Origin of the sequence: Staphylococcus condimenti, from assembly GCF_001618885.1 — a bacterium.
Lineage (GTDB): Bacteria > Bacillota > Bacilli > Staphylococcales > Staphylococcaceae > Staphylococcus > Staphylococcus condimenti.
Genome location: NZ_CP015114.1, coordinates 1 through 13,904, shown reverse-complemented (window position 1 = coordinate 13,904; position 13,904 = coordinate 1). Strand labels below are relative to the sequence as shown.

The 13,904-nt window shown below is 33.2% G+C and carries 16 protein-coding genes and 1 pseudogene; 6 read left to right on the top strand and 11 right to left on the bottom strand.

Annotated elements, in window-relative coordinates; all coding sequences use genetic code 11:
- Positions 1–21 precede the first annotated feature (21 nt).
- From A4G25_RS00090 to A4G25_RS00080, 3 genes are read right to left on the bottom strand one after another with little or no spacing between them, the layout of a single operon-like run.
- On the bottom strand, positions 22–519 hold the full coding sequence (locus A4G25_RS00090; RefSeq protein WP_103163145.1) for an acyl-CoA thioesterase: 498 nt from the start codon (positions 517–519) through the stop codon (positions 22–24).
- 56 nt (positions 520–575) lie between these two features.
- Positions 576–1,814 (bottom strand): aminopeptidase, encoded by a 1,239-nt coding sequence (locus A4G25_RS00085; protein ID WP_047132854.1) that lies wholly within the window; start codon positions 1,812–1,814, stop codon positions 576–578.
- A 38-nt stretch (positions 1,815–1,852) separates the two neighbouring features.
- Positions 1,853–2,059, bottom strand: coding sequence for a DUF1128 family protein (locus A4G25_RS00080; protein WP_047132853.1), 207 nt, complete (start codon positions 2,057–2,059; stop codon positions 1,853–1,855).
- Positions 2,060–2,293: 234 nt separating this feature from the next.
- Between A4G25_RS00080 and A4G25_RS00075 the strand changes: the two genes are divergently transcribed.
- From A4G25_RS00075 to A4G25_RS00060, 4 genes are all read left to right on the top strand, one after another.
- Positions 2,294–2,758, top strand: a complete 465-nt coding sequence (locus A4G25_RS00075; RefSeq protein WP_047132852.1) for a low molecular weight protein-tyrosine-phosphatase — start codon at positions 2,294–2,296, stop codon at positions 2,756–2,758.
- A gap of 7 nt (positions 2,759–2,765) precedes the next feature.
- A complete protein-coding gene (locus tag A4G25_RS00070; RefSeq protein WP_047132851.1) occupies positions 2,766–3,062 on the top strand; it encodes a hypothetical protein in 297 nt (98 codons plus the stop codon).
- Between the two features lie 119 nt (positions 3,063–3,181).
- Complete coding sequence (locus tag A4G25_RS00065; protein ID WP_047132850.1) at positions 3,182–4,258, top strand: YihY/virulence factor BrkB family protein; 1,077 nt, start codon at positions 3,182–3,184, stop codon at positions 4,256–4,258.
- Positions 4,259–4,459: 201 nt separating this feature from the next.
- Positions 4,460–5,038 carry a beta-class carbonic anhydrase gene (locus A4G25_RS00060; protein WP_047132849.1) on the top strand — a complete coding sequence of 193 codons (579 nt, stop codon included), beginning with the start codon at positions 4,460–4,462 and terminating at the stop codon, positions 5,036–5,038.
- Between the two features lie 48 nt (positions 5,039–5,086).
- Here A4G25_RS00060 and vraR read toward each other — a convergent pair whose 3' ends face one another.
- The 5 genes from vraR to map form a co-directional block, all read right to left on the bottom strand.
- The gene (vraR, locus tag A4G25_RS00055; RefSeq protein ID WP_047132848.1) at positions 5,087–5,716 is read right to left on the bottom strand and encodes a response regulator transcription factor VraR; all 630 of its coding nucleotides are present in this window, start codon (positions 5,714–5,716) and stop codon (positions 5,087–5,089) included.
- Complete coding sequence (gene vraS / locus A4G25_RS00050) at positions 5,706–6,749, bottom strand: sensor histidine kinase VraS (RefSeq protein ID WP_047132847.1); 1,044 nt, start codon at positions 6,747–6,749, stop codon at positions 5,706–5,708. The genes vraR and vraS overlap by 11 nt, the downstream gene beginning before the upstream one ends.
- Positions 6,746–7,447: a cell wall-active antibiotics response protein VraT gene (gene vraT / locus A4G25_RS00045; RefSeq protein WP_047132846.1), complete on the bottom strand. Its 702-nt coding sequence runs from the start codon at positions 7,445–7,447 to the stop codon at positions 6,746–6,748. Before vraT ends, vraS begins: the two co-directional genes overlap by 4 nt.
- Positions 7,448–7,462: 15 nt before the next feature.
- On the bottom strand, positions 7,463–7,858 hold the full coding sequence (locus A4G25_RS00040; protein ID WP_047132845.1) for a hypothetical protein: 396 nt from the start codon (positions 7,856–7,858) through the stop codon (positions 7,463–7,465).
- Between the two features lie 133 nt (positions 7,859–7,991).
- Positions 7,992–8,759 (bottom strand): type I methionyl aminopeptidase, encoded by a 768-nt coding sequence (map, locus tag A4G25_RS00035; protein ID WP_047132844.1) that lies wholly within the window; start codon positions 8,757–8,759, stop codon positions 7,992–7,994.
- A gap of 247 nt (positions 8,760–9,006) precedes the next feature.
- On the opposite strand from map, the gene A4G25_RS00030 reads away from it, so the two are divergent.
- Positions 9,007–9,993, top strand: a complete 987-nt coding sequence (locus A4G25_RS00030; protein ID WP_047132843.1) for an FUSC family protein — start codon at positions 9,007–9,009, stop codon at positions 9,991–9,993.
- Between the two features lie 49 nt (positions 9,994–10,042).
- Here A4G25_RS00030 and gatD read toward each other — a convergent pair whose 3' ends face one another.
- Positions 10,043–10,768: a lipid II isoglutaminyl synthase subunit GatD gene (gatD, locus tag A4G25_RS00025; protein WP_047132842.1), complete on the bottom strand. Its 726-nt coding sequence runs from the start codon at positions 10,766–10,768 to the stop codon at positions 10,043–10,045.
- Entirely contained in the window at positions 10,765–12,081 is a 1,317-nt protein-coding gene (gene murT, locus A4G25_RS00020) for a lipid II isoglutaminyl synthase subunit MurT (protein WP_047132841.1), read from the bottom strand. The genes gatD and murT overlap by 4 nt, the downstream gene beginning before the upstream one ends.
- A 167-nt stretch (positions 12,082–12,248) precedes the next feature.
- On the opposite strand from murT, the gene A4G25_RS00015 reads away from it, so the two are divergent.
- Entirely contained in the window at positions 12,249–12,806 is a 558-nt protein-coding gene (locus A4G25_RS00015) for a 3'-5' exonuclease (protein WP_046100408.1), read from the top strand.
- Between the two features lie 36 nt (positions 12,807–12,842).
- Here the strand turns inward: A4G25_RS00015 and A4G25_RS00010 are convergent.
- Positions 12,843–13,827, bottom strand: a pseudogene (locus tag A4G25_RS00010) (Y-family DNA polymerase).
- Positions 13,828–13,904: the final 77 nt, after the last annotated feature.

Genomic DNA, 13,904 nt, shown 5'->3' with positions numbered 1-13,904 from the left:
TGTCCCAGCCCCTTTATCTTTTTATTGAATATGTCTTGTACGTGTTAAGAATTCTAATGTTTCTTTACTTTCTTGTCTTCTTTCTTTTCTTCGTTTAACACGCGCAGGCGCCGTCTTATGGAACCATTCTTGAATTTCATTTTCTGGATATACACCTGGCACTTTTTTAGGTTTCCCATTATCATCTAATGCAACAAATGTTAGGAAACTCAATGCCGCCATATATTTTTTATCTTCCATAATATCTTCAAGTATTATTTGTACACACACTTCCATAGAAGTAGAACCTGCATATGATACCATCGCTTCATACGAAATGACATCACCTGTTCTGATAGGCAATAAAAAGTCTACTGAGTCAGTTGAAGCTGTTACTACAGGAGCACTACTATGTTTCATTGCACAAATCGCAGCAATTTCATCAATATTGGCCATCAACAATCCACCAAACATTGTATGGTGGTGATTGGTATCTTGCGGATACACTTGACGATCTTTGATACTTAATGAAGCTGACATTGGTCTTTTTTCTCTATCTTCCACAATTGGTCTCCTTTTTTGATTTTATTTTTTAATTAATATGCCCAATTTCCATCTTTAAATATAATTTCTTCTTTGCCATCTTTTGTTATTCCATAAATAGTTAAGTCTGAGCTTCCGATCATAAAGTCTTCGTGAATAAATGCATCGTTTAATCCTTCAGAACTTAACTCTTCTCTAGACATAGATGTCCCATCTTTTATTGTAAATGGATAACCTGCACCTAAAGCAATATGACAAGAAGCATTTTCATCTAACAATGTATTATAGAAAACTCGATTTCGATTTGAAATTGGTGAATCATCTGGTACTAAAGCAACTTCACCTAAATATTTTGAACCTTCATCTGTTTCTAGCAAGTTGCGTAATACATCTTCCCCTTTTTCAGCAGTAAAATCAACAACTTTTCCATCTTTAAAAGTTAATGTGAAACCATCGATTAAACTTCCGCTATAACTTAAAGGAAGTTTGTTTGTTACATGACCATTCACACGGTTTCTGTCTGGAGCTGTAAACACTTCTTCAGTTGGAATGTTTGCGATGAATTCTTGTCCATCATTCGTAAAGCTAGTAGCATCTTGCCATAAATGATTTTCAGGAAGACCAATCGTTAAATCTGTTCCTTCAGAAATATAATGTAATGCTGAATAATGTTTGTCTTGTAAATATTTTGCATGCTTACTTAAGTTCTCAACATGCTTATTCCAATTTTCAACTGGGTTATTGCCATCTACGCGGACAATATCCAATAATTCATCAATGAACTTTTCATACGCTTCATCTTCACTTAATTCCGGATATACACGTTGTGCCCATGGTTTATTTGGATATACAACAACACACCAAGGGAAATCATTATTTTGACTTGCTTCCATATAGCCTTTAAAACCTTTAGAGTATGCATTACTGAATGCTGCTTTTTTATCACTATCGACACCACTTAATAAATCTGGGTCGCTACTAATTAACGCTAAATTTGCAGCACCGCGTTCAACATAATCCATTCGCTCATCAACGTCATATGATTTTAAGCTTTTTTCTGCAAAAAATTCAGCATCTTCATATTTGAACTTTAATTTCGTTAGTGTATCATCAGCATACTTAACACGTACATCAGAAGCTCCACGTTCATACGCTGCTTCTACAATATCATGCGTAAGTTCTAATGCATCTACAGATGAACGTATAAAAACGGGTTGTCCTTCTTGTACATTCATCCCAACATCTACGATTAATTGTGCATACTGTTTTAATTTTTCTTCTAATTGTGTCATTCATAAATTCCCCCTTATAGTCTATTCGATGTTATTTCTTATGATTGGCGTAATTCACCGAGTTCAGAAGCTATTGCTGTTACCTCACTTGGAGAAAAATTATCTTTTGATGTAACAAAAGAATGAATTTCTTTCACTTTTTCTTCATCAGCATCCTCAAATTTATCAGGATCAATTAGTTGTACGTTTACAACATTCAATTGTTCACGTATTTCTTCAATCATTTTTTTATTATTTGACGCCATAATTTTCACCTCTTTATTTTTTTATTCTATCAAAGTACGGTTTTAATGAAAACTTTTAACGAAAAAGAGAAATTCTCTCTTTAGATATGAGCCAAAAACCGATAAGATAGTGATATATAGGTATATTTCACAAATGTTCGGGTAAATATAATCTATGGAACGATAGGTATACCTTGTATAAGCTAACATATGTATTTAATATTTACCCAACAAAATATCTTTTGGAGGTAAAACATGGTAACAGTTGCATTTGTCTGCTTAGGCAATATTTGCCGTTCTCCTATGGCTGAAGCCATTATGAAACAGCGATTAAAAGATAGAAATATCAGTGGTATTGAAGTAACATCACGTGGAACGGGTAAATGGAATCTGGGTGAACCACCTCATGAAGGCACTCAAAAAATTCTTCGTGAGCATAACATTCCATTTAACGGTATGATTAGTGAGTTATTCGAGCTATCTGATGACTTTGATTACATTATTGCAATGGATCAAAGTAATGTGGATAATATTAAACAGATAAATCCGCATTTGAAAGGTCAATTATATAAATTGCTGGATTTCAGTGATATGGATGAACAAGATGTACCTGATCCTTATTACACTAATAACTTTGAGGGTGTCTTCGATATGATACAATCATCTTGTGATAATCTAATCGATTATATTCTTAAAGATTCAAATTTAAAAGAGGGGTAGATGAGTTATGAAAAACAAATTAGTACCAGGAATTCTATTAGGCGCTGTTGTTGGCGGTGCAATTACACTTGCTGATAAAAATACGCGTACATCTTTAAAAAATAGTTATTCAAATCTAAAAGAAGGCAAACGTAATGAAAATGCACAACCTTCTAAATTCAACGTTCTTAAAGACGAAATTATGTACTGGAAAGATGCAGTCGAAGAAATTCGTCGTAACAATCCAGAATTAGAACGTGCGCTTAAAGATGCTAAAAATACTTTCCAAGAGCGCAAAAAGAATGACAAACACTTAAATGGCTAAATCATAGTCAATTTTATATGAACTATCTTAAGGGATAAGCACACCTATATTTAGGCATGCTCTATCCCCCTTTTTTCAAATAAAAAAATTAATATCAATGTATTAAAGGAGTTTACGTTATGTCTAAGAAAAAAGATCATAACAAAGAAAGCAACTCTGGTTTATTAAGCAAGGTAAAAGAAAAATCGGCAGAAGTCACACACCAACGAGACAATAATTATGTGCCGCCGCAAGAATTTCAATCAAAAAAGCCGAAAAAACCAAATCAAACTTTCTTTGTAGCTAAAAATAATAAACCTGCTAAATATACAAAAGATTCAAATTTATTATCATATTTAATTTACAGAATCGGCAAAGATGATGCTTCAGGGTTAGCAGCACAACTTTCTTATTATTTTATGTTGTCATTATTCCCAATGCTATTATTCTTAATGTCATTATTGCCACTATTTAAAATAGACCGTGATAAAATTGTAAATATGATTGCGAATAATGCTCCTGCTTCAACTGCCGATTTATTAACAGGAATAATCGGCGATATCATGAAAAATGCAAGCGGCAGTATTTTATCAGTCGGTTTAATTTTAGCATTATGGTCCGCTTCAAATGGTATGACTGCATTAATGAATGCATTTAATGTGGCCTATGACGTAGAAGATGGACGCAACCCTATTGTCCTCAAATTAATCAGCGTGTTATTTACAGTGATTATGGGTGCTGTATTTATCGCTGCGATGATTTTCCCAGTATTCGGACAACAAATCGGTCATTTATTATTTGGGCCGCTCGGGTTAGATAGTCAGATAAAATGGATTTTTAACATTCTCAGTTATGCATTGCCATTTGTAGTCATTTTCCTTTTATTTGTAACGCTATATACACTAGCGCCAAACATTAAAATTAAAATGAAATCTGTAATTCCAGGTGCTCTATTTGCATCAATTGTTTGGATTTTAGGAACTGCTGCATTCGGGCTTTATGTCAGTAACTTTGCGAACTATTCTAAAACATATGGTAGTATCGGTGGTATTATCGTATTAATGTTATGGTTATACATCACTGGTTTTATCATTATTGTAGGTGCTGAAATTAACGCTATCATTAATCAACGTCGTACATTAAAACATGCAGATTCATTAGAAGAACGCGAATTCAATATGTCAGAACTTCAAAATCCGCATGACGATCGTTCTTAAGCATTTTGAGATGCCCAACAAACTTGTTGCGCATCTCTTTTTTGAATAAATATTTCATAAAATGTTCACAGTGGGATATTTTGGGGTATACTATTCATTGGTTGAAAAATTTAAAACATACATATCTTTTTTCAGCTGTAAGATTCTACAACTTGAGAAAGCATAAATTATACAATTTCAAGAAAATAGGAAGTGTAAAATATGACGTTATTAGAAAGCATTTTAGCTTATAATAAAGATTTTGTCGGCAACAAAGAATATGTAAATTATTCCACAAGTAAAAAACCAGATAAAAAAGCAGTGTTATTTACTTGTATGGATACACGCTTACAAGATTTAGGTACAAAGGCACTCGGTTTTAATAACGGCGACTTAAAAGTTGTTAAAAATGCAGGTGCAATTATCACGCATCCTTATGGTTCAACGATAAAAAGTTTACTTGTTGGTATTTATGCATTAGGTGCTGAAGAAATTATTATTATGGCACATAAAGATTGCGGAATGGGTTGTCTTGATGTCAGCACTGTTAAAGATGCAATGAAAGAACGCGGTGTAACAGAAGAAACATTTGAAATCATCGAACATTCTGGTGTAGACGTGGACAGCTTTTTACAAGGGTTCAAAGATGCTGAGGAAAATGTTCGTAGAAATATCGATATGTTATACAATCACCCGTTATTTGATAAATCTGTACCTATTCACGGATTAGTAATTGACCCTCATACAGGGGAATTAGACTTAATTCAAGACGGCTATGAATTAGCTGCTCAAAATAAATAAACTTATAAATAAAAAGCTGAACCCGATTTAGAATGGGTTCAGCTTTTCTTATTGGATTAAATCATGTTGGAAAGCGTAAATAACTGCTTGTGTTCTATCTTGCACTTCTAATTTACTTAAAATATTACTAACATGCGTTTTTACTGTCTTAATTGTAATATGAGAAGCACTTGCAATTTCTTGATTGGAATACCCTTTTGCAATTAATAACAGGATTTCCATCTCTCTTTCAGTGAGCATTTCATATAATTCAGCACGTTGGTTCATGCGATTACGCATTTTAACAAGTACTTCTGCTTCAAATACAGATTCATTATGTTGTGTTTTTCTAATTGCCTCTGCAATGTCACTTGCACTTGTTGTTTTGAGGATATAACTGTCTACCCCTGCATCTAGTGCACGATAAACTTCATTATCTTCAATATAACTTGTTAACATCAACACTTTAATATCTGGCAAATCTTTTTTGATTTGCTGTGTAGCTTCAACACCATCCATATCTTCCATCAATAAATCCATTAATATTAAATCAGGATGCAGTTCATGTGCTTTTTCAATAGCTTCTTTTCCAGACTTTCCTTCCCCTACCACTTCAATATCTGGTTGTGTCGATAAATAACTTGAAATGCCGATACGCACCATTTCATGGTCATCAACAAATAGCACTTTAATCGTCATCGAATTCCTCCTTGTTCAACGGCGCTTTCACTTCAATTCTTGTCCCTGCACCAGGCAATGATACAATATGCAGTGTTGCTCCGATTTCTAATGCGCGTTCTCGCATATTTTTTAATCCATAACTTTTTTCCATTTTTTCATCTACATCAAAACCTTTACCATCATCTTGAATACGTAATAGTAAATAATCGTCTTTATTATATAAATCTATCGTCAATTTAGTACCTTCGGCATGTCGCAAAGTGTTTGATATACCTTCTTGTGTTATTCGGAATAAATGATCTTCTATCCCTTTTGGCACTTCAAAATCTTCGATATCATAAACTACCTTCATCGGAACTTTTTTCTGCAAGTCTACAACCAAGTCTTTAATACCTTCACCTAATGAACGGTCCTTTAAGCCTAATGGACGTAAATGAAGCAATAAAGCACGCATTTCAAGTTGTGAATCTTGTACCATCTTTTCAAGTGTTGGAATTTGTTGATCTAAAGGCGGTTCTAACTTAGTTTCCTTTATAGCAGACAACATCATACTTGCAGCAAATAATTGCTGGCTCACCGAGTCATGCAGTTCTCTTGCTAAACGTTGACGTTCATCTTCTATAATTTTTTTTACTTTTGTATCATTTAAATTATAAGTTTCATTCGTTAAATCTTGTGTTTTAATACGTAAGCGGTGCAATTCTTGATTTAAAGGTACCAACATATGATAGATATCTAACGTCTCTTGATAAAGTTCGATATTTTGATCATTAATACCTACGACTTCACCTTCAATAGAATGTTCAATTTGGTCTTTAATCCAATGATTTTGCTGGTTCACTTTATACGCTAATACAGAACCTACGATAATACACATCAATATTACAATGATATTTAAAAACAAAAAAACTGGAATTCCGAAAATTTGTGTATAGAACATTCCTTGAAAAAAGACAATATTTACAAAGACTTTATCGATGAAAAAGAAAATAGCTAAAATGCTGTAAATCAATATTAACATTGAACCTATCGCTCTTATATAATGGTTCATCGATAAACCACCTCTACATCTCCAATAAATGTAGAAGCATAAATATTAATATTATAATTCTCAGCTTTTGTTTCTTCTTTCATCTGAATATGGTTATTTTCAACTTTGATTGTTTCTTGATTAATAGATGCATTACCGTAAAAAGCAGCGAAATGCAGATTTACATTGTAATTTGTCGGTACAATGATTAAAATCTTACCAATGAAATGACGCACTACAATTGTGTTGTTTTCTTTAATATTAGCTGCTTTCGTCAAATCAATGTGAATGTCACCAATGCCATGCTGAATTTGCATGTCTTCCCATTTATAAACATAGACAGGTGTTTTTTGATTTCCAAACCACTTTTGCTTAATAAACTCAGGAGATGTGACTTCTTTGTCAGACGCTATAATTTTCAAAGGTTTAAATTTAAAGATGATGTAACGAATAATCAATAACAACATGAATAAGAATAAAATAATAATCGTATATTTATTTGAGAATAAGGTAAACGCAACAAGTAATACACCTATCCAAAAGGCTAATAATCCTCTAACTTTATGAAAATAAAGGTAGCCGACATAAATTAAGATAATCCCTAATAATAATACGAGCAAAAAGCCAATTTTTTCAAAAAAGATGTAGTAAAAATTGGCTATGATCATTAATGCAGTGAAAACAATCAACATCTCAGTTGAGATATATTTATTTGTCATTTTTCGCCACCTTTTCTAAGCAACTAAACTCATTTGTGCAATCATATCACATTCTCTTTCCAAAGTAATTCGTATTTTATTTTGATATGTTAAATCTGCTTCAATTCTGGCACAATCAGTTTCTGCGTCGTTTAATTCCTTCATCAACGCATTAAGTTCTGCATTTTCAATATTCTCCATACGCTGAATGTTAGAAATTTGATACTGATCTAATAAATCAATATATTTATTTTCAATTTCAAGCGTAAGCTTTTCTATCAATTCAACAATATATACTCTTTTGCGATTTAAATATTGAATATATTGTTTAGTTGAATGTAGTTTTTTATTTAAATTTTCTTGGCAGTTTACAATACTGCTTTTAATTGTATTTTGATAAATTTTTTCTAGATAAACTGTAAACAAGTTCATGGAACCACCTCATTCATTGTTGATTCCATTATAAAAGAAAGCCGGAGACAACGGGATAGTCTCCGGAACCATCTTTCATTCATACTTTAGTCCTAAACCGCTTCAAGTTTATTACAGCGCGATTTCAACAGTATTATGATTCTTTATCATAGTCAATTTTAGTTGTAAGTAAAGGACCATCTTTCGTAACGATAACAGTATGTTCTATTTGTGCTACATAACTTTTATCGCTTGTTTCAAAAGCCCATTCATTTTTACCTTCAGTCACAAACGTAGCATTTGATGAAATAAATGGTTCTACTGCTAATACAAGTCCTTCTTTTAGTAAAGTTTTCTCTTTAGGGTCATAATAATTCAATACATAACTAGGCGCTTCGTGTAATGAACTGCCGACGCCATGACCTGTTAAATTACGAATCACTTTCAAGTCATTTTTGCGTGCAGTCGCATGAACTGCTTTACCGATTTGGCTTAATTTACTGCCTGGTTTCACTTTTTTCATTGCGTTTTCAAATGCTTCTTCAGCTACTTCACATACTTTTTCTTTCATTGGATCAGAAGGTTCACCTACTACAAATGAAATTCCTGTATCTGCATATAAACCATTTTTCAATGCTGAAACATCAATATTTACTAAATCGCCTTCGCGGATTTTTCGTTTACCTGGGATACCGTGTGCGACTTCTTCATTCACACTGATACATGTTTGGCCAGGGAAATTCTCATCATGAATTGGCGCTGACAACGCTCCATGTTCTTCAAATAATTCTTTTGCGATGTCATCTAACTCTTTAGTCGTTACACCTGGTTTAGTTGCTGCTTGCATTTTATCTCTGACTAACGCACAGATATATCCGATTTCTTTCAATCCTTGTAACTCTTCTTCTGTTTTTACAATCATGTGTGATCCCTTTCCTTTTTTCAAAAATTAATTCAGAAAAGTTGACGCTCATCTGATATGATTCGTCACTACCTTTTCATTGCTGTCATGCAAAAAATTAAACAAACTCATCACAATTCAGCACTCATTCTACCTTATTATACCAAAATTAATCTGATATACTAAACGTAGGAATTTTTAAAACAGAATGAACACATTTTTACGTTAATTTTTTATGCAAGTGCTTCATCCAAGAGAGGTTTTATTTATGACACACGATAAATGGTATAACAAAATCATCGGAGCAAGAACAATTAAAACAGGACTAGCGACTTTTTTAACTGCTTTCTTTTGTATGTCGCTTCATTTAAATCCTATTTACGCAACACTTTCAGCAATTGTAACAATTGAACCTACAGCCAAAGCTTCTTTAAAAAAAGGCTACAAAAGACTGCCAGCAACCGTTATTGGTGCATTGCTTGCAGTACTCTTCACATATATCTTCAGCGACAAATCCGCTTTAGCCTATGCATTCAGTGCAACTTGTACAATTTTTATATGCGCAAAATTAAAATTGCATGATGGAATTACTGTTGCGACTTTAACAGCAATGGCAATGATACCAGGGATTGGTGATGCTTATTTATTTAATTTCTTCTCTCGATTACTCACTGCAGTCATCGGTCTTGTCACTGCAGGATTGGTCAACTTAGTTATTTTACCGCCTAAGTATTATCATCAAGTCGAAACATCTGCCTTACAAACAGAAAAAGATATGTATCAATTATATAGCGAAAGATTACATGAACTTGTAATCGGTAAATTTCATTCTACACAAAGTAATAAAAAGCTCGAAAAATTACTGACTAAAAGTATGCATGTTGAAACTTTAATTCGGTATCAAAAAGATGAGTTGTCTTATCACAAGCATGAAGATGATTGGGTACTGTTAAAAGCATTAACAAATCGCGCTCATATCGATCGTTTATTTATTACGCATTTATCTAATATTATCTATTTGCCTAAAGATACTTTTGTTGTTTTTACTTCAAAAGAACGTGCAGCTATATTGAAAATTGCTAAAAGTATTTCTGAAATTATTGCAACAGGTTATTTTGAACGTGAAGAAGCAGAAGCAAGGCTATTAAAAACATCTGTCACACATTTGGATGAATTTGATAAAGAGCAATTAAAAAGCCATTTAATTTATGAAATTCTATTAACCTATCGTATCTTAGATAACCGTTATGCATAATGAAAGAGCGGATGACCAACTTCAAATCAGGCCATCCGCTATTTTTATGTTATTTATGTTGTTTTTCTAAACGCTCAACAATTGCTTGTTTAGCCGCTTCTTCTTCTGTATTATCTAAAGCTTCTGGTTCAAAAGGAATACCTTTTCTTTCACACGCTTTTTTCAGTAAGTAGTCTGTGATTTCATGGTTTTTCGGCAATACAGGTCCATGAAGATAAGTACCTAATAAATTTTTATAATGAATACCTTCTCTTTGATCTTCTTCATTATTTCCAAAACCATATTTCACTTTGCCGAAAGTGCCGAAATCATGATAAGTTCTGCCACCGTGGTTTTCAAATCCAACAATTGTCCCAAAGGTATCACTTTCAATAACAATGTCACCTGTTAAACGCTCTTTTTTAGACTCCGTATAAAAGTCTAAAATACCTAGCCCTTCAAGTTCAGTTCCATCAGGAGTGATATATTTTGTACCTAAGAATTGATAACCCCCGCAAATTGTAAGGCCGGGCATACCGTCTTCAATCGCAGTTTTCAATTGGCTTTTAATTTTGCTTAGTTCTTCTGTAGCTAATGCTTGTTCACGGTCACTGCCGCCGCCGATGAAGAAGATATCGCAATTCTCTAACGTTACACCTTCTGTTTCATTCACTTCGACAACATTCAGTTTGATATTGCGCCATTTTGCACGTTGTTTTAAAGCAATAATATTACCAATATCACTATATAGATTCAATTTATCTGGCATAAAATGATAGACTGTTAATTCATTCATTGATTTTCCCTCATTTCAAATGAACGGTTCAATTGTTCAAGCATCGGCTCAAGTGATGTATAGTTTGGAATTGCGACTGTTTTGCCTGAATAATCCATTGTGCGTGCTGTTGCTTTATAAATATCTTTTTCAACAACAACCGCTACATTAACTTCAGCTAATTTTAATCGCAACTGCAATTCTTCTGCACGAGAACCTGTCACAATAATTGTTTCAATATCTTGATTGCTTAATTTTTCAAAGTCGGCATCGTAAATCCAAGAAATATCACGACCATCTGCAGGATTATCATTTAAGCTGATGACATAAACTTTCTTACCTTCTAATTGTTCACCCATTGATAAACTGGCATTCATCCCAGCAGGATTTTTTGCTAAATTAATCATCGCTTCTTTGTTGCCGGATTTAAAGTACTGCATACGTCCATTGTCTGAAGTATACGTTTCAAAACCATTTTTAATCGATGCATCATTTAAGCCAAGTTCTCTTAATACACTGTAAGCCGCAATTGCATTATATGCATTGAAATCACCAGCTATTTTCATATCAAATGTTGTATCTCCGATTGTTAAATGAATAAATGGTGAAATTGTAAATTTCGAAACTTCGTATTTTGGTTTTTCACGTTTGAAGCCGCACACACAGTGATAATGACCGATTTGATTATAATGTATGTAATCATAAGCAAGCAGTCGTCCGCAATTTGGACAGTATTTACTTTCGTTCATTGTACTTTGTTCGAATTCGTGAGCATGAGCTTTCATACCGTAGTATACGTTTGATTCACTCGCAATTTTCAATCTGCTTACGAAAGGATCATCAGCATTTAATATCAACTTGATACCTTTATGACTAATAGCTTCAGCAATATTGTTCACCATAATATCAATTTCACCGAATCGATCCATTTGATCACGGAAAAAGTTTGTGAACACCATCATTGTAGGTGTCATTTCTTTTAATACACGTGGGATTGATCCTTCATCAATTTCAATAACCGCTATTTTAGTATTTGGATTGGATTGCACAATAAATGCAGATGTGATACCTGCAGCCATATTTGCGCCTTCGTTATTATGAATAATATCTATGTTATTAGCTTTTAAAGTGTGGCCAATTAAATTCGATGTAGTTGTTTTACCATTTGTACCACTGATAAATACAACATCATCTACTTTTTCAGCTAAGTTTCTTAAAATATCTTTATCAATTCTTCTTGCAACTTGACCTGGCAAATCCGTACCACGTTTGCCGACAGCTCGGCTTGCTTTGCGTGCAAGTTTCGCCAAGTTAATCGCCGTCCATTGTCTCATGCACTTCACTCCTCTAAATTTCCTAGATAATTATAACATGTGTTTACGGAAGATAAAAAATTATTTCCCACTTATTTTAAGAATCTTAATTCCTTGACGTACGATTTATTTTCCAGTAACATTTTACTATTCTATATTAAGTATAGTTAGGAAGGTCGTTTGCAATTATGAATGACAAAAATGCATTTGTCGCTTTAGACTTTGAAACTGCAAATGGTAAACGTACAAGTATTTGTTCTGTAGGTATGGTAAAAGTGGTCGATAATGAAATCGTTGAAACGTTTTATACCCTTGTAAATCCTAATGATTATTTTTCACAACAAAATATCAATGTACATGGTATTCAACCTGAAGATGTAGCAACTGCTCCAGATTTTAATTTTGTGCTGCCGTATATGCTTCAATTTATTGAAAACTTGCCTGTTGTTGCACATAATGCCGCATTTGATATGACCGTTTTGCATGCTAGTATTCAAGCACTTGGTTTAGACACACCAGAAATGACTTACTTTTGTTCACTACAACTAGCAAGACGTACAGTGAATGCTAATCGCTATGGCTTGAATCATATGATGGAATACTATCATCTAGATTTCCATGGTCATCACGACGCGTTAAATGATGCTAAAGCTTGTGCCATGATAACATTTCGTTTACTAAAAAATTATGATAGTTTAAATGATATGCTCGCTGTTTATGGTAAAAATTTAATAGATAAAGGATAATCGATTGTGACATTTTCAAATGCACCAATCCGATTTTTATAGAAAGTCATATATTGACATATTTTGATATTCAGTTGTTTCAAATTACCAACTGTTACACCAATAAGTCGAATAGGTACGTCTGGATCTTTCAATTCATTGTAAAGTGAATAAGCAGTATTATAAATATCAATATCACTTCTGATTGGATCTCTCAAACTGCGTTGTCTTGATAGTGTTTCAAATTGATAAGTTTTAATTTTGACCGTTACAGTTTTTCCTGATTTTTGAATCCGACTTAATCTTTCTGCAGTTTTCTCACTTAATTCTCTTACCTTCAAGTTTTCATCATCATTAATATCAGTCGCAAATGTACGTTCGGTCCTACTGACTTACGAATGCGAAAATTTTTTAACTGGTTTATGATCAAATATAATCCATGGCCGCGTTTACCGAATATACGAATCAATTCTCTTTTCATCTTTATTATATAAGTCTTGGCATTATAAATGCTATTGGCATGCATTACTTCTTTAGTCGCTTTGCCTACACCAGGAAAATCACCAATATCTAAATTCATTAATATATCATTAACGTTATTATAATGAATAACAGTAATTCGTTAGGTTTTATTCATTCGCTAATTTTGCTAAATTATTTTTGATTTCTGTTTATTTAAATTAATTTGCTGATAAATGGACGTACGTGTGTAATATCTAAATATGCTTCATCAAGCGACATCGGTTCTACTATTTTTCTGTATAGCTTTTAAAGATGTCCATAATGATTTGAGAAGTTTCTTTATATACTTCAAAGCGAGGTTGAACATAATAACCGTCTGGGCATAACTTATGTGCTTGCGCCATCGGCATTGCTGAATGAACACCGAATTTACGCGCCTCATATGAAGCTGTGGATACGACGCCTCTCCGCTAGCTTTCCCAACAATGACAGGTTTTCCTTTCAACTCTGGTTTGTCTCTCATTTCTACTTGTGCAAAAAAATAATCCATATCGATATGAATAATTCGCCGTTCACTCATTTTGTCCACCTCACTTTCTCTCTTATATTAATTTATATTACATTTGGCAAGCACTTCAGAATATGTTGTTTATTCAT